This is a genomic window from Lelliottia sp. JS-SCA-14, from assembly GCF_035593345.1.
GTDB lineage: Bacteria > Pseudomonadota > Gammaproteobacteria > Enterobacterales > Enterobacteriaceae > Enterobacter > Enterobacter wanjuensis.
This window is the reverse complement of record NZ_CP141606.1, coordinates 1,456,455-1,473,173: the sequence shown is the minus strand read 5'-3', so window position 1 is coordinate 1,473,173 and position 16,719 is coordinate 1,456,455. Positions and strand designations below refer to the sequence as shown.

The following is a 16,719-nucleotide window of genomic DNA, read 5'->3' as shown; positions in this document are numbered from 1 at the left end:
AGCGCTTACATACTTTAATTTGGCTTATTCCGTATTACACGAAACTTTATTATAAAAAATAAGTAGCAGCTCATTGACGTGTTATTTTGCGGTTAAAAAATGGCACGAAAAGTAAAAGCATGATCGATAAGCAAAAAAAACGCCGCGTTGTGCGGCGTTTGTCTCTCATTGACCAGGCTTACTCGCCGATTTTGGCCCAGGTGTCACGCAGACCGACGGTACGGTTAAATACCAGTTTGGTAGCGGTTGCATAACGGCTGTCGAGACAGAAGTAACCTTCACGCTCGAACTGATACGCTTTACCTGCTTCGGCCGTTTTCAGGGAAGGTTCTGCATAACCCTGTTTGATGACCAATGATTCCTGGTTGATGGTCGCCAGGAAATCTTCTGCCGCGCCCGGGTTCGGAATGCTGAACAGACGATCGTACAGACGAATTTCAACCGGCAGCGCGTGTGCTGCGCTCACCCAGTGGATCACGCCTTTCACTTTGCGTCCGTCAGCAGGATCCTTGCTCAGGGTCTCTGCGTCGTAAGTACAGAAGATAGTCGTGATGTTGCCTTCGGCGTCTTTCTCAACGCGCTCAGCTTTGATCACGTACGCATTGCGCAGGCGAACTTCTTTGCCCAGCACCAGACGCTTGTACTGCTTGTTCGCTTCTTCGCGGAAGTCAGCGCGGTCGATCCAGATCTCGGCGCTGAACGGCACTTCACGGCTGCCCATTTCCGGTTTGCTCGGATGGTTCGGCATGGTGACCTGCTCGCTCTCGCCCTGCGGGTAGTTTTCGATAACCAGTTTAACCGGATCGATAACCGCCATCGCGCGCGGTGCGTTTTCGTTCAGATCTTCGCGAATGCAGGATTCCAGAGACGCCATCTCAATGGTGTTGTCCTGCTTGGTCACGCCGATACGCTTGATGAATTCGCGAATAGAGGCAGCTGTATAGCCACGACGACGCAGACCGGAGATGGTCGGCATACGTGGGTCATCCCAGCCTTCTACGTGCTTGTCCGTCACCAGCAGGTTCAGCTTACGCTTGGACATCACGGTGTATTCCAGATTCAGACGAGAGAACTCGTACTGACGCGGATGCACAGGGATGGTGATGTTATCCAGCACCCAGTCGTACAGACGACGGTTGTCCTGGAACTCCAGCGTACACAGGGAGTGCGTAATGCCTTCCAGCGCATCACTGATGCAGTGGGTGAAGTCGTACATCGGGTAGATGCACCACTTGTTGCCGGTCTGGTGGTGCTCAGCAAATTTAATGCGATACAGCACCGGATCGCGCATCACGATGAACGGCGACGCCATGTCGATTTTGGCACGCAGACAGGCTTTGCCCTCTTCGAAGCCACCGGCACGCATTTTTTCGAACAGCGCGAGGTTCTCTTCGACGCTGCGATCGCGGAACGGGCTGTTTTTGCCCGGCGCCGTCAGCGAGCCACGGTATTCGCGGATTTCGTCAGCAGACAGCTCGTCAACGTAGGCCAGGCCTTTGTTGATAAGCTCTACGGCGTAGGCGTGCAGCTGATCAAAATAGTCAGAGGAGTAGCAGATATCGCCAGACCAGGTGAAGCCTAACCATTGCACGTCGTTCTTGATGGACTCAACGTATTCGATGTCTTCTTTAACAGGGTTGGTGTCATCGAAACGCAGGTTGCATTGGCCCTGGTAGTCTTGCGCGATGCCGAAGTTCAGGCAGATCGATTTCGCATGACCGATATGCAGGTAGCCGTTTGGCTCCGGCGGGAAACGGGTATGAACTGTGGTGTGCTTACCACTGGCCAGATCTTCATCGATGATCTGGCGAATAAAGTTACTCGGGCGGGCTTCAGCCTCACTCATCGTGGATTCCTCAAAGCGTCAACAACGTATAACGGCATATGATCTTATAAGCCGGACGTAGTGACAACCTTTAGTTATGCAAAAAACGGCTTTGAAGTGAATATTGGGGAGGATTGCTGCAAAAAAAAGCGGCGGAGGATAACCCCCGCCGCTTAAGGCATGACTCTACTCAGGAGCGATTACTTGCCTTTAATCTCGTACAGTGGCGTTTGACCAGCAACGACCTGACCTTTCGCCTGGAGAACCAGACCGCTAAAGTCGTCGATGTTGCTGCAAACAACCGGGCTAATCATGGAGCGCGCATTGGCGTTCAGGAAGTCCAGATCCATTTCCAGAATCGGCTGACCTGCCACCACTTCGGCACCCTCTTCAACCAGACGCGTGAAGCCTTGACCACCCAGGGCGACGGTGTCGATACCCATGTGGACCACGATCTCAGCCCCCTTCTCCGTTTCGAGGCAGAAGGCATGGTTGGTGTTGAAGATTTTCACGATGGTACCGGCTGCCGGAGAAACCACGGTTTTTTCCGTTGGTTTCACAGCGACACCATCACCGACCGCTTTGCTGGCGAAGGCTTCATCAGGAACCTGCTCCAGGGCAACCACTTCACCGGTCACTGGAGAAACCAGCGCCGCGATGGTGGTGGCGTTAGGAACCGCCTGTGGTTTTGCAGCTACAGGTGCAGCGGCGACAGGAGCAGCTTCAGAAGCGGCTACCGGACCGGTGGTTTTCATGGCGTTAGCGATTTTTTCTGCCACGAAGCCCACGATAATCTGCACGCTGGTTTTGTTCAGACGAATCACACCGGATGCGCCCAGACGTTTAGCCAGTGCTTCGTTAACCAGAGAAGAATCTTTCACGCTGAGGCGCAGACGGGTGATACAGGCGTCGATACCGGTCAGGTTGTCAGAACCACCGACTGCGGCGATGTACTGACGCGCCAGGCCTGCAACGTCCTGCTCTTTATCACCGCTCACATTCACGTCCTGACCATCCGCTTCGCTACCGGCAACAGCCAGCTCGCGACCCGGAGTCATCAGGTTGAATTTGGTGATAGTGAAGCGGAACACCACATAGTAAATCACGAAGAACACCAGACCCTGAGGGATCAGCATCCACCAGTGAGTCGCCAGCGGGTTACGGGACGACAGCACCATATCCACCAGACCCGCACTGAAGCCGAAGCCTGCAATCCAGTGCATCGACGCGGCGATGAACACAGAGATACCGGTCAGCACGGCGTGGATCACATACAGAACCGGCGCCACGAACATGAAGGAGAATTCCAGCGGCTCGGTGATACCGGTGAAGAAGGCCGCGAATGCGCCCGCCATCATGATACCCAGAACTTTCGCTTTGTTCTCTGGACGTGCGCAGTGATAGATAGCCAGCGCAGCACCCGGCAGACCGAACATCATAATCGGGAAGAAGCCCGCCTGATAACGACCGGTGATACCCACGATGCCTTTACCTGTTTCGATGGACTGTGCGCCGCCGAGGAAGTTAGGGATATCGTTAATACCTGCCACGTCAAACCAGAACACGGAGTTCAGGGCGTGGTGCAGACCGACCGGAATCAACAGACGGTTGAAGAAGGCATAGATACCTGCGCCCGCAGAACCGAGTTTCTGGATGTGCTCACCGAAGTTCACCAGACCGTCGAAGATCACAGGCCAGACGTACATCAGGATGAACGCGACGGCGATCATGACGAAGGAGGTCAGGATCGGCACCAGACGGCGACCGCTGAAGAACGACAGCGCCTTCGGCAGCTCAACGCCGCTGAAGCGGTTGTACAGTTCCGCAGAGATGATACCCACGAGGATACCGACGAACTGGTTGCTGATCTTACCGAACGCAGCAGGCACCTGGTCCACTGGGATCTTCTGAATCATGGCAACCGCTGCCGGAGAACAGAGCGTGGTCAACACGAGGAAGCCCACAAAACCTGTTAATGCTGCTGCACCGTCTTTATCTTTGGACATACCGTAAGCGACACCGATCGCGAACAGTACAGACATATTGTCGATGATGGCGGAACCCGACTTGATGAACAGCGCCGCAAGTGCGTTGTCACCACCCCAGCTAACCGGGTCAATCCAGTAGCCGACACCCATCAGAATTGCTGCCGCTGGCAGCGTGGCGACCGGCACCATCAGTGCGCGACCAACCTTTTGTAAATAACCTAGAATACTCACTTGTGCTTCCCCCTATGAGACCCCGTTTAAGGCACGTTCTCAGCTGTTTTTTATTGTGTCACTAACTTATCGATACAGTTGATGAATCACTGGCATTCTGAGTGTGTGAGAAATTAATTCGTATCGCAAATTAAACACGTATTTTTTGTGAGTTTTGTCACCAAATACCGTTAATAACCCTCCCTTTTGCTGGCTAACAGTGAAAACTTATTTTATCATTCAAAAAATCAAGTCGGATTGCCCCCCGCCTGGCGTGATCCAGGTTACGCTTATTTCAGGTTGAGGCGCGCCATCCGCCCACTTTTTTTAACTTTAACTTTAGAGGTGAACAATGAGACTGATTCCCCTGGCTACAGCTGAACAAGTCGGAAAATGGGCTGCACGCCATATCGTTAACCGTATCAACGCGTTCAAACCTACCGCCGATCGTCCTTTCGTTCTCGGCCTGCCAACCGGTGGCACTCCGCTGACCGCGTATAAAGCTCTGGTCGAAATGCATAAATCAGGCCAGGTTAGCTTCAAACATGTTGTCACCTTCAACATGGACGAATACGTGGGCTTAGCGAAAGAGCATCCGGAGAGCTACCATAGCTTCATGCACCGTAATTTCTTTGATCACGTTGATATTCAACCTGAAAATATTAACCTGCTGAATGGAAACGCGCCTGATATTGACGCAGAATGCCGTCAGTACGAAGAAAAAATCCGCTCTTACGGCAAAATTAACCTGTTCATGGGCGGCGTGGGCAACGACGGGCACATCGCGTTCAACGAACCGGCTTCTTCTCTGGCCTCTCGTACCCGTATTAAAACCCTGACCCATGACACCCGCGTGGCAAACTCTCGCTTCTTCGACGGCGACGTAAATCAGGTGCCAAAATACGCCCTGACCGTTGGCGTGGGCACCCTGCTGGATGCCGAAGAAGTGATGATTCTGGTGCTGGGCAACGTGAAAGCGCAGGCGCTGCAAGCCGCCGTTGAAGGCAACGTGAACCACATGTGGACCATCAGCTGCCTGCAGCTGCATCCTAAAGCGGTTGTGGTGTGCGACGAGCCGTCCACCATGGAACTGAAAGTGAAGACGCTGAAATACTTCAACGAGTTAGAAGCTGAAAACATTAAAGGTCTGTAATTGACTAGCCGCCTCTTCCCAAAGAGGCGGTTGAATTTTTAAACCGGGGGTCTTATGTACGCTTTAACCCACGGTCGGATTTATACCGGCCATGAAATTCTGGATGACCATGCGATTGTTATCGCCAATGGCCTGATTGAACGTGTCTGCCCGCAGGCTGAACTGCCGCCGGAGATCGAACAGCGCTCACTCAATGGAGCAATCATCTCCCCCGGTTTTATCGACGTCCAGCTGAACGGCTGCGGCGGCGTGCAGTTCAACGACTCGCCAGAGGCGGTCACCGTTGAAACGCTGGAGATCATGCAGAAAGCCAATGAGAAATCGGGCTGCACCAGCTATCTGCCAACGCTCATCACCTCCGACGACGAATTAATGAAGCAAGGTATCCGCGTGATGCGTGAATACCTGGCGAAATACCCGCATCAGGCGCTGGGTCTGCACCTTGAAGGTCCGTGGTTGAACATTGTTAAGAAAGGCACCCACAATCCGAATTATGTGCGCAAGCCGGACGCCGAGCTGGTCGACTTCATGTGCGCGAACGCGGACGTGATCACCAAAGTGACGCTGGCCCCTGAAATGACCGGGCCGGAAGTGATCAGCAAACTGGCAGCCGCCGGTATCGTGGTTTCCGCGGGTCACTCTAACGCGACGCTCGCCGAAGCGAAAACCGGTTTCCGCGCAGGCATTACCTTTGCGACCCACCTTTATAACGCCATGCCGTACATTACCGGCCGCGAACCAGGCCTTGTCGGTGCGATTCTTGATGAGCCAGACGTTTACTGTGGCATTATCGCTGATGGCCTGCATGTGGATTACACCAACATCCGCAACGCGAAACGCCTGAAAGGCGATAAGCTGTGCCTGGTGACTGACGCCACGGCGCCAGCAGGTGCAAATATTGAGCAGTTCATTTTTGCTGGTAAAACAATATACTACCGCAATGGATTGTGCGTGGATGAGAACGGAACGCTGAGCGGCTCTGCGCTGACGATGATCGAAGGGGTACGTAACCTGGTTGAGCATTGCGGCATTGCGCTGGATGAAGTGCTGCGTATGGCAACGCTCTACCCGGCTCGCGCGATTGGCGTGGACAAACAGCTGGGCGGTATCGCTCCGGGCATGGTGGCCAACCTCACCGCCTTCACACGCGATTATAAAATTATTAAGACCATCGTTAATGGTAACGAGGTCGTCACTGAGTAAGTAAAGTATGACATCTGGCGGACAAGCTCAAATTGGTAATGTTGACCTCGTTAAACAACTTAACAGTGCGGCTGTTTACCGCCTGATTGACCAGCATGGTCCAATCTCGCGGATTCAGATCGCCGAACAGAGCCAGCTTGCCCCCGCCAGCGTGACCAAAATCACGCGTCAGCTGATTGAGCGCGGCTTGATCAAAGAAGTCGATCAGCAGGCCTCCACCGGGGGCCGCCGCGCCATCTCTATCATTACCGAAACCCGCAATTTCCACGCCATTGGCGTACGCCTTGGCCGTCACGACACCACGCTCACCCTGTACGATCTGAGCAGCAAAGTGGTGGCAGAAGAGCACTATCCCCTGCCGGAACGCACCCAGGAAACCCTGGAGCACGCCCTGCTGAATACCATCGCGCTGTTTATTGAAAGCTGTCAGCGTAAAATCCGCGAGCTGATCGCCATCTCGGTGATCCTGCCAGGTCTGGTCGACCCGGAAAGCGGCGTGATTCGCTACATGCCGCACATCCAGGTCGAAAACTGGGGGCTGGTCGGCGCGCTGGAAAAACGTTTCAACGTCACCTGTTATGTCGGGCACGATATCCGCAGCCTGGCGCTGGCGGAGCACTACTTTGGTGCGAGTCAGGATTGCGAAGACTCTATTCTGGTGCGCGTCCACCGCGGTACGGGCGCCGGGATTATCTCCAACGGACGCATTTTTATTGGCCGTAACGGCAACGTCGGCGAGATCGGCCATATCCAGGTCGATCCCCTCGGCGAGCGCTGCCACTGTGGGAACTTCGGCTGTCTGGAAACCGTCGCTGCTAACGCCGCGATTGAACACCGGGTGCGCCATCTGCTCGAGCAGGGCTATCAAAGCCGCATCACGCTTGAAGACTGCAAGATCAACACCATCTGCAAAGCCGCCAACAAAGGCGACGCCCTCGCCTGCGAGGTGATTGAGCAAGTGGGCCGCCATCTGGGCAAAACCATCGCCATTGCCATCAACCTGTTTAACCCGCAGAAAGTGGTGATCGCCGGTGAGATCACCGAGGCGGAAAAAGTGCTGCTTCCGGCGATCGAAGGCTGCATTAATACTCAGGCGCTGAAAGCCTTCCGTCAGAATCTGCCGGTGGTGCGCTCGACGCTCGATCACCGCTCCGCCATTGGTGCTTTTGCGCTGGTGAAACGCGCCATGCTTAACGGTCTGCTGCTCCAGCGTTTGCTGGAAAGCTAAGAGCGCTTTATAGTGACGCCTTCTTTTTTTGAGATGCCAGGTAGTTCATGACCATTCAGAATGTGATTTGTGATATTGACGGCGTGCTGATGCACGATAACGTTGCGGTGCCCGGTGCCGCTGAGTTTCTGAACCGTATTCTGGAAAAAGGAATGCCGCTGGTTCTGCTGACCAACTATCCGTCGCAGACCGGGCAGGATCTGGCCAACCGCTTCGCCACCGCCGGTGTCGACGTGCCGGACAGCGTGTTTTACACCTCCGCGATGGCCACCGCCGATTTCCTGAAACGTCAGGAAGGCAAAAAGGCATACGTGGTCGGGGAAGGCGCGCTGATCCACGAGCTGTATAAAGCAGGCTTTACCATCACCGACGTGAACCCGGATTTTGTCATCGTCGGCGAGACCCGCTCCTTTAACTGGGAAATGATGCACAAAGCCGCTTACTTCGTGGCGAATGGCGCGCGCTTTATTGCCACCAACCCGGATACGCACGGTCGCGGCTATTACCCGGCGTGCGGCGCGCTCTGCGCAGGCATCGAGAAAATCTCGGGCCGCAAACCTTTCGTGGTCGGCAAACCGAGCCCGTGGATTGTCCGCGCGGCGCTCAACAAAATGCAGGCGCACTCCGAGCAAACGGTGATTGTCGGCGATAACCTGCGCACGGATATTCTGGCCGGTTTCCAGGCCGGGCTTGAGACGATCCTCGTGCTCTCGGGCGTGTCGACGCTGGACGACATCGACGCCATGCCGTTCCGGCCGAGCTGGATTTATCCGTCGGTGGCCGAAATCGACGTTATCTGACAAGAAACCACGCCCTCGAGCGTGGTTTTTCATTTTTAAGCCGCAAAAACATCACCGCATCTAACGAAAACCACCATTCATTGCATAATCATCAATAAAACCGCTCTCGACATACTCTTTTTTCAACATTCGGCAATGCCTGTTGCGTTATTTGCTTTTGCGCCCGTAAAAGTGTTGCGCACACACCCTGTTTTGCGGCATTTTCATAAGCAAGCAACATCACACTGCAACAGGGTTAACGGAGAAGGTTATGTGTTCAATTTTTGGCGTACTGGATATCAAGACTGACGCGGGCGAACTGCGTAAAAAGGCACTGGAACTCTCTCGCCTGATGCGTCACCGCGGCCCGGACTGGTCCGGCGTGTACGCAAGCGATAAAGCGATTCTCGCTCACGAACGTCTGTCGATTGTCGATGTCAATGCCGGTGCCCAGCCGCTGTATAACGAGAAAAAAACGCATGCGCTGGCCGTTAACGGTGAAATCTACAACCATCAGGCGTTGCGCGCAGAGTATGGCGATCGTTACGCTTTCCAGACCGGTTCCGACTGCGAAGTGATCCTCGCCCTGTATCAGGAAAAAGGGCCGGAATTCCTCGACGATCTGCAGGGTATGTTTGCCTTTGCGCTGTACGACAGCGAACAAGACGCCTACCTGATTGGCCGCGACCACATCGGGATTATCCCGCTGTATATGGGCCACGACGAACACGGTAACTTCTACGTCGCCTCTGAAATGAAAGCTCTGGTTCCGGTTTGCCGCACCATTAAAGAGTTCCCGGCAGGCAGCTACCTGTGGAGCAAAGACGGTGAAATCCGTCAGTACTACCAGCGCGACTGGTTCGATTTCGACGCGGTGAAAGACAACGTCACCGACAAAAACGCCCTGCGTCAGGCGCTGGAAGATTCCGTAAAAAGTCACCTGATGTCTGACGTGCCTTACGGCGTGCTGCTCTCCGGTGGCCTGGACTCCTCCGTGATCTCGGCGATCACCAAAAAATTCGCCGCTCGCCGCGTGGAAGATGGGGAGCGCTCTGAAGCCTGGTGGCCGCAGCTGCACTCCTTCGCCGTCGGCCTGGAAGGTGCACCAGATCTGAAAGCCGCGCAGGAAGTGGCAAACCATCTGGGCACCGTGCACCATGAAATTCACTTCACCGTGCAGGAAGGTCTGGACGCGATCCGCGACGTGATCTATCACATCGAAACCTACGATGTGACCACCATTCGCGCCTCGACGCCGATGTATCTGATGTCCCGAAAAATCAAAGCGATGGGCATTAAAATGGTGCTGTCAGGCGAAGGATCTGACGAAGTCTTTGGCGGCTATCTGTACTTCCATAAAGCGCCAAACGCCAAAGAGCTGCATGAAGAGACGGTACGTAAACTGCAGGCGCTGCACATGTTTGACTGCGCGCGTGCCAACAAAGCGATGTCCGCCTGGGGCGTGGAAGCCCGCGTACCCTTCCTGGATAAGTCTTTCCTCGACGTGGCGATGCGCATCAACCCGCAGGACAAAATGTGCGGCAACGGGAAAATGGAAAAACATATCCTGCGTGAATGTTTCGAATCTTACCTGCCGGCAAGCGTCGCCTGGCGTCAGAAAGAGCAGTTCTCCGATGGCGTGGGCTACAGCTGGATCGACACCCTGAAAGAGGTGGCCGCGAAGCAAGTTTCCGATCAACAGCTGGAAACCGCGAGCTTCCGCTTCCCGTACAACACGCCGGGATCGAAAGAAGCGTATCTGTACCGTGAAATCTTCGAAGAGCTGTTCCCGGTCGCGAGCGCAGCGGAATGCGTCCCTGGCGGTCCGTCAGTGGCCTGCTCCTCGGCGAAAGCCATCGAATGGGATGAATCCTTCAAATCCATGAACGATCCATCAGGACGCGCGGTGGGTGTTCACCAGTCTGCTTATAAGTAATCGCAGAGATCGCATTAAGGCCCTTCGGGGCCTTTTTTATTGCTCACGTTTTGCTGAACAAAAGCGATTAATAACCAATAATTGCCGATTATTCGGTCACGCTGTTCGCAACCTAACCAAACAGTCACAATCCGGCCATTTTCATTGAAAAAGATATTGACGCTGCAAGACTCAATACGCATAATGCGCCCCGCAACGCCGATAAGGTAACGCGAAAAAAAGATGGCTACGTAGCTCAGTTGGTTAGAGCACATCACTCATAATGATGGGGTCACAGGTTCGAATCCCGTCGTAGCCACCATCTTTTTTTGCGGGAGTGGCGAAATTGGTAGACGCACCAGATTTAGGTTCTGGCGCCGCAAGGTGTGCGAGTTCAAGTCTCGCCTCCCGCACCATTTCCAGGTCCGCGTTGCACGGATGGGGTATCGCCAAGCGGTAAGGCACCGGTTTTTGATACCGGCATTCCCTGGTTCGAATCCAGGTACCCCAGCCATTTTCTTCGATTGAGCGGTTCTCCGCGGTTATTGGGGTATCGCCAAGCGGTAAGGCACCGGTTTTTGATACCGGCATTCCCTGGTTCGAATCCAGGTACCCCAGCCATCGAAGAAAGCAGTCTGGCTACGTAGCTCAGTTGGTTAGAGCACATCACTCATAATGATGGGGTCACAGGTTCGAATCCCGTCGTAGCCACCAAATTAGGAATTTATCGATTATTTCGGTAAACTAGAAAAAATTGTTGGGGTATCGCCAAGCGGTAAGGCTCTGGTTTCTGATACCAGCATTCCGAGGTTCGAATCCTCGTACCCCAGCCAATTTCAAAAAGTCGTTAGATGTTTAACGCACCCTGTTGGGGTATCGCCAAGCGGTAAGGCTCTGGTTTCTGATACCAGCATTCCGAGGTTCGAATCCTCGTACCCCAGCCACTTAACAGCAAAAAAGCCCGCTCTGCGGGCTTTTTTGTTTTTGTGCTTTGGGAACGGTGCGGCTTGTTCCCCTCACCCTGACCCTCTCCCAAAGGGAGAGGGAAAAGACTGCCTAGAGACCGAGCGCGTATTTCAGTGCCTGACGTTTCAGGCCGCCTGCGCGCTCTGCCGCCATCAGGCCGATATTGCGCAGAACCCGCACCGGTGCAAGATCGTTGCTGAACCCCGCGTAAAACAGATCCATCCCTGACTGCATCAGGAAATTATCCGCCATGCGCCGCGTCTGGTAGCGCTTCAGCACCGCTGCACTCGCCCAGGGTTCCGCATGGCCGCGCGCGCTGCTCATCACCGACAACAACGCTTCCACGTCACGATAGCCCAGGTTTACGCCCTGCCCCGCCAGCGGATGAATGGTATGCGCCGCATCCCCCACCAGCGCGAGCCCTTCGCGGGCATATTGCAGGGCATGGCGACGTGTTAACGGGAATCCGCCCGCCGCCACCGGCGTCACCTTGCCAAGACGCGCCGGGAAATGTTTATCGATTTCGCGCTGCAGCTGCTCCATCGACAAACTCTGCAGCTGGCGAATACGCGCCGGGGTGTCGTACCACACCAGCGACGCCCAGTTTCCAAACAGCGGTAAAAAGGCGTGTGGGCCGTTGGGGGTAAAATGCTGCCAGGTGCTGTCGCCCGGATCGTTTTCGCATTTGACGGTAATCAGCATGCAGGATTGTTGATACTGCCAGGCGTGAATGCCGATCCCGGCCATCTGACGCACCTGGGAATTTGCGCCATCGGCCCCGACCACCAGCTTCACCGCCAACTCATCACCGTTATCCAGCTCCAGCAAATAGCCGCCTTCATGGCGATGCAGTGCTTTCAGCGAATCCGGCACCCGCAGCGTCACCTTGTCGTGCGCCTCCAGCGCCTGCCAGAGCGCCAACTGCAGGACGTTGTTTTCCACCATGTAGCCCAGCAGCGGCAGCTTGAGCTCCGCGGCGTTAAACGTCACATGGGCGTTTTCCCACTCCCAGGTCTCCAGACGACGATACGGATGGGCGCGCATCGCGAGGATTGCCTCCCACACGCCCAGACCGCGCAGCAGATCGACCGACGCGGCGCTGATCGCCGAGATCCGCACGTCCGGCTGCTGGGTTTCGTCAAACGCAGGCGGTGCGGCCTGCTCGATCACCGTTACCTGGAATCCCTGTTGTGCCAGCCCAAGCGCCAGCGCGCCGCCGACCATCCCGCCGCCGACCACGGCGATTTCGGTTTTCTGGAGTGTCATGGTCAATAATCCTTTGAAGAGAATCCCTTAAGTTTACCGGATTTTTTCGCCCTTGAGGCCGACAACCTTCATACTGGTCACAACCCCACCAAAGCATTACAATACGCGGCTTGCAATCCTGAGCCTGAGCAAGTCGATGACTAAAAAACTCCATATAAAAACCTGGGGCTGTCAGATGAACGAATACGATTCATCGAAGATGGCCGATCTGCTGAATGCCACCCACGGGTATCAACTGACGGAAGTGGCAGAAGAAGCCGATGTGCTGCTGCTTAACACCTGCTCAATCCGTGAAAAAGCGCAGGAAAAAGTCTTCCACCTGTTAGGTCGCTGGAAACTCCTCAAAAAGAAAAACCCGGACCTGATTATCGGCGTCGGCGGCTGCGTAGCTTCGCAAGAAGGCAAACTGATTCGTCAGCGCGCCCATTACGTCGATATCGTGTTTGGCCCGCAGACCTTGCACCGCCTGCCGGAGATGATCAACTCCGTTCGCGGCGATCGCAGCCCGGTGGTGGACGTCAGCTTCCCGGAAATCGAGAAATTTGACCGTCTGCCAGAGCCACGCGCCGACGGCCCAAGCGCCTACGTGTCGATCATGGAAGGCTGCAACAAATACTGCACTTACTGCGTCGTGCCGTACACGCGCGGGGAAGAGGTCAGCCGTCCGTGCGACGATATCCTGTTCGAAGTGGCCCAGCTGGCGGCTCAGGGCGTGCGTGAAGTGAACCTGCTCGGCCAGAACGTCAACGCGTGGCGCGGTGCCAACTACGACGGCTCTACCGGCACTTTCGCCGAGCTGCTGCGTCTGGTGGCCGCTATCGACGGTATCGACCGCGTGCGCTTCACTACCAGCCATCCGATTGAATTTACCGACGACATCATCGATGTCTATCGCGACACGCCAGAGCTGGTGAGCTTCCTGCATCTGCCGGTCCAGTGCGGCTCTGACCGCGTGCTGAACCTGATGGGCCGCACCCACACCGTGCTGGAGTACAAGGCGATCATCCGCAAACTGCGTGAAGCGCGTCCGGATATCCAGATCAGCTCCGACTTTATCGTCGGCTTCCCTGGCGAAACCACCGATGATTTCGCGCGCACCATGAAGCTGATTGGCGAAGTGAATTTCGACACCAGCTTTAGCTTTATCTTCTCTGCCCGTCCGGGCACGCCTGCCGCCGATATGGTGGACGATGTGCCGGAAGAGGAGAAAAAGCAGCGTCTCTATATTCTGCAGGAGCGCATCAACCAGCAGGTGAACGCCTGGAGCCGTCGTATGCTCGGCACTACGCAGCGTATTCTGGTGGAAGGCACGTCGCGTAAGAGCCTGATGCAGCTGTCGGGGCGTACCGAGAACAACCGCGTGGTGAACTTCGAAGGCACGCCGGACATGATCGGTAAGTTTGTCGATATCGAGATTCAGGAAGTGCTGACCAACTCCATGCGCGGCAAACTGGTGCGCACCGAAGCGGAAATGGGCCTGCGCGTCGCCGAAACGCCAGCGTCCGTGATTGCCCGTACTCGCAAAGAAAATGATCTGGGTGTCGGTGTTTACCAGCCCTGATTCCTTCAGGCCTGTCGCTCTGGCAGGCCTTGTATTTCCCCTCTGCGTCCCCAATATGCAAGCATAAGCTTGCGCCTTTATTCTGTGGCGTGAATAATTTCTTGTAAGACGACACTCATATTAAGAGGAACAGTTTGAATACAGAAACGCGTGAACTTACCCTTGAGCCAGCAGACAACGCTCGCCTGCTGAGCCTGTGCGGGCCGTTTGATGACAACATCAAACAACTGGAGCGACGTCTGGGTATCGAAATCAATCGTCGCGATAATCACTTCAAACTCACCGGACGCGCCATCTGCGTCAACGCCGCTGCGGATATTCTGCGCAGCCTGTATGTCGATACCGCCCCGATGCGCGGGGAAATCCAGGATATCGAACCGGAACATATTCACCTCGCCATTAAAGAAGCGCGCGTGCTGGAGCAGAGCGCCGACAGCGTGCCTGACTACGGCAAGGCCATCAATATCAAAACCAAGCGTGGCGTCATCAAGCCGCGTACGCCAAACCAGGCGCAGTACATCGCCAATATTCTCGACCATGACATCACCTTCGGCGTGGGCCCTGCGGGTACGGGTAAAACCTATCTGGCCGTTGCCGCCGCGGTCGATGCCCTGGAGCGTCAGGATATTCGTCGTATCCTGCTGACCCGCCCGGCGGTCGAAGCCGGTGAAAAGCTCGGCTTCCTGCCAGGCGATTTGAGTCAGAAAGTGGACCCGTATCTGCGTCCGCTGTATGACGCCCTGTTTGAAATGCTCGGCTTTGAGAAAGTCGAAAAGCTGATCGAGCGTAACGTCATCGAAGTGGCCCCGCTGGCCTATATGCGCGGGCGCACGTTAAACGACGCGTTCATCATTCTTGATGAGAGCCAGAACACCACCATCGAACAGATGAAGATGTTCCTGACGCGTATCGGCTTTAACTCGAAAGCGGTCATCACCGGGGATATCACCCAGATCGACCTGCCGCGCAGCACCAAATCCGGTCTGCGTCACGCCATCGAAGTGCTGGCGGAAGTGGACGAAATTAGCTTCAACTTCTTCAACAGCGAAGACGTGGTGCGCCACCCGGTGGTTGCCCGCATCGTTAACGCCTATGAAGCATGGGAAGAAGCAGAACAAAAACGTAAAGCAGAACAGGCCGCGGAACGTAAACGCGAAGCCCAGGAGCAAGAGCATAAATGAGTCAGGTGATCCTCGATTTACAGCTGGCCTGTGAGGACAACTCCGGTTTGCCGGAAGAAAGTCAGTTTCAAACATGGCTGGATGCGGTGATCCCGCAGTTCCAGGAAGAGTCAGAAGTGACGATTCGCCTGGTCGACGAAGCGGAAAGCCACGAGCTGAACCTGACCTATCGCGGGAAAGATAAGCCGACCAACGTGCTCTCTTTCCCGTTCGAAGCGCCGCCGGGCATCGAAATGCCGCTGCTCGGCGACCTGATCATCTGCCGCCAGGTGGTTGAACAGGAAGCGAAAGAGCAGCAAAAGCCCCTCGACGCCCACTGGGCGCACATGGTTATCCACGGCAGTCTGCATCTGCTTGGCTATGATCATATTGAAGACGAAGAAGCAGAAGAGATGGAATCCCTCGAGACAGAGATAATGCTTGCTCTGGGCTATGAGGACCCGTACATTGCCGAGAAAGAATAGTCAGTTAAGCATCTTGCTCAACTGACCCACCATGCCGCCGCACAAGGATCTTTCCTGCGGCGGCGCGCGTTAAACTCACAAGAGAACCCTTAACAAACGCCATGAGCGACGACAATTCACACAGTAGCGACACGACAACCAGTAAGAAGGGATTTTTCTCCCTCATTCTGAGCCAGCTGTTCCACGGCGAACCTAAAAACCGTGATGAACTCCTGGAGCTGATTCGTGATTCCGGGCAGAACGATCTTATCGACGAAGATACGCGCGAAATGCTCGAAGGGGTCATGGACATCGCCGACCAGCGCGTTCGCGATATTATGATCCCCCGCTCGCAGATGATTACCCTGAAACGCAACCAGACTCTGGACGAGTGCCTCGATGTGATCATCGAATCGGCCCACTCGCGTTTCCCGGTGATTAGCGAGGACAAAGATCACATCGAAGGGATTTTGATGGCGAAAGATCTGCTGCCGTTTATGCGCAGCGATGCCGACGCTTTCAGCATGGAAAAAGTGTTACGCCAGGCGGTGGTGGTTCCGGAGAGCAAGCGCGTTGACCGCATGCTGAAAGAGTTCCGCTCCCAGCGCTACCACATGGCGATTGTTATCGATGAATTTGGCGGTGTTTCCGGCCTTGTGACCATCGAAGATATTCTCGAACTGATCGTCGGTGAAATCGAAGATGAGTACGACGAAGAAGACGATATCGAATTCCGTCAGCTGAGCCGTCACACCTGGACGGTGCGCGCGCTGGCCTCCATTGAAGAGTTCAACGAGACCTTTGGCACCCACTTCAGCGATGAAGAGGTCGATACCATTGGCGGGCTGGTGATGCAGGCCTTTGGCCATCTCCCGGCGCGCGGCGAGTCCGTTGACATCGATGGTTACCAGTTCAAGGTCGCCATGGCCGACAGCCGACGTATTATTCAGGTTCACGTCAGAATGCCGGACGACTCCCCGGTGCCAAAACTGGAAGATTAA

The 16,719-nt window shown here is 55.1% G+C and carries 13 protein-coding genes and 7 tRNA genes; 16 read left to right on the top strand and 4 right to left on the bottom strand.

Going from position 1 to position 16,719, the window contains the following annotated elements:
* Positions 1-178: 178 nt before the first annotated feature.
* On the bottom strand, positions 179-1,846 hold the full coding sequence (glnS, locus tag U9O48_RS06910; protein WP_285148752.1) for a glutamine--tRNA ligase: 1,668 nt from the start codon (positions 1,844-1,846) through the stop codon (positions 179-181).
* A gap of 179 nt (positions 1,847-2,025) precedes the next feature.
* The gene (gene nagE / locus U9O48_RS06905; protein ID WP_282494134.1) at positions 2,026-4,044 is read right to left on the bottom strand and encodes an N-acetylglucosamine-specific PTS transporter subunit IIBC; all 2,019 of its coding nucleotides are present in this window, start codon (positions 4,042-4,044) and stop codon (positions 2,026-2,028) included.
* A 331-nt stretch (positions 4,045-4,375) separates the two neighbouring features.
* On the opposite strand from nagE, the gene nagB reads away from it, so the two are divergent.
* The 5 genes from nagB to asnB all read left to right on the top strand — a co-directional run bounded on the left by nagB (position 4,376) and on the right by asnB (position 10,322).
* Entirely contained in the window at positions 4,376-5,176 is an 801-nt protein-coding gene (nagB, locus tag U9O48_RS06900; RefSeq protein WP_095281242.1) for a glucosamine-6-phosphate deaminase, read from the top strand.
* Between the two features lie 54 nt (positions 5,177-5,230).
* Complete coding sequence (nagA, locus tag U9O48_RS06895; protein WP_324723924.1) at positions 5,231-6,379, top strand: N-acetylglucosamine-6-phosphate deacetylase; 1,149 nt, start codon at positions 5,231-5,233, stop codon at positions 6,377-6,379.
* A 7-nt stretch (positions 6,380-6,386) separates the two neighbouring features.
* The gene (nagC, locus tag U9O48_RS06890) at positions 6,387-7,607 is read left to right on the top strand and encodes a DNA-binding transcriptional regulator NagC (RefSeq protein ID WP_324723923.1); all 1,221 of its coding nucleotides are present in this window, start codon (positions 6,387-6,389) and stop codon (positions 7,605-7,607) included.
* A gap of 47 nt (positions 7,608-7,654) precedes the next feature.
* Entirely contained in the window at positions 7,655-8,407 is a 753-nt protein-coding gene (nagD, locus tag U9O48_RS06885) for a ribonucleotide monophosphatase NagD (RefSeq protein WP_285146616.1), read from the top strand.
* A gap of 250 nt (positions 8,408-8,657) precedes the next feature.
* Positions 8,658-10,322, top strand: a complete 1,665-nt coding sequence (gene asnB / locus U9O48_RS06880) for an asparagine synthase B (protein ID WP_285146617.1) — start codon at positions 8,658-8,660, stop codon at positions 10,320-10,322.
* A 14-nt stretch (positions 10,323-10,336) separates the two neighbouring features.
* Here asnB and U9O48_RS06875 read toward each other — a convergent pair whose 3' ends face one another.
* Positions 10,337-10,504, bottom strand: a complete 168-nt coding sequence (locus tag U9O48_RS06875) for a hypothetical protein (protein ID WP_282494138.1) — start codon at positions 10,502-10,504, stop codon at positions 10,337-10,339.
* Positions 10,505-10,546: 42 nt separating this feature from the next.
* Between U9O48_RS06875 and U9O48_RS06870 the strand changes: the two genes are divergently transcribed.
* The 7 genes from U9O48_RS06870 to U9O48_RS06840 all read left to right on the top strand — a co-directional run bounded on the left by U9O48_RS06870 (position 10,547) and on the right by U9O48_RS06840 (position 11,245).
* Positions 10,547-10,623, top strand: a tRNA-Met gene (locus U9O48_RS06870).
* 9 nt (positions 10,624-10,632) lie between these two features.
* Positions 10,633-10,717 (top strand) — tRNA-Leu (locus tag U9O48_RS06865).
* Positions 10,718-10,740: 23 nt separating this feature from the next.
* Positions 10,741-10,815 (top strand) — tRNA-Gln (locus U9O48_RS06860).
* A gap of 32 nt (positions 10,816-10,847) precedes the next feature.
* Positions 10,848-10,922: transfer RNA gene (locus U9O48_RS06855), tRNA-Gln, on the top strand.
* A gap of 16 nt (positions 10,923-10,938) precedes the next feature.
* Positions 10,939-11,015, top strand: a tRNA-Met gene (locus U9O48_RS06850).
* A 44-nt stretch (positions 11,016-11,059) separates the two neighbouring features.
* A tRNA-Gln gene (locus U9O48_RS06845) sits at positions 11,060-11,134 on the top strand.
* A gap of 36 nt (positions 11,135-11,170) precedes the next feature.
* Positions 11,171-11,245, top strand: a tRNA-Gln gene (locus U9O48_RS06840).
* Positions 11,246-11,357: 112 nt separating this feature from the next.
* Here the strand turns inward: U9O48_RS06840 and ubiF are convergent.
* The gene (ubiF, locus tag U9O48_RS06835; protein ID WP_285148748.1) at positions 11,358-12,533 is read right to left on the bottom strand and encodes a 3-demethoxyubiquinol 3-hydroxylase; all 1,176 of its coding nucleotides are present in this window, start codon (positions 12,531-12,533) and stop codon (positions 11,358-11,360) included.
* Positions 12,534-12,669: 136 nt separating this feature from the next.
* On the opposite strand from ubiF, the gene miaB reads away from it, so the two are divergent.
* From miaB to corC, 4 genes are all read left to right on the top strand, one after another.
* Complete coding sequence (gene miaB / locus U9O48_RS06830; protein ID WP_100777211.1) at positions 12,670-14,094, top strand: tRNA (N6-isopentenyl adenosine(37)-C2)-methylthiotransferase MiaB; 1,425 nt, start codon at positions 12,670-12,672, stop codon at positions 14,092-14,094.
* A gap of 134 nt (positions 14,095-14,228) precedes the next feature.
* Positions 14,229-15,275: a PhoH family protein gene (locus U9O48_RS06825; RefSeq protein WP_282493776.1), complete on the top strand. Its 1,047-nt coding sequence runs from the start codon at positions 14,229-14,231 to the stop codon at positions 15,273-15,275.
* Positions 15,272-15,739 (top strand): rRNA maturation RNase YbeY, encoded by a 468-nt coding sequence (ybeY, locus tag U9O48_RS06820; protein ID WP_282493777.1) that lies wholly within the window; start codon positions 15,272-15,274, stop codon positions 15,737-15,739. The genes U9O48_RS06825 and ybeY overlap by 4 nt, the downstream gene beginning before the upstream one ends.
* A 101-nt stretch (positions 15,740-15,840) precedes the next feature.
* A complete protein-coding gene (gene corC / locus U9O48_RS06815; RefSeq protein WP_095281233.1) occupies positions 15,841-16,719 on the top strand; it encodes a CNNM family magnesium/cobalt transport protein CorC in 879 nt (292 codons plus the stop codon).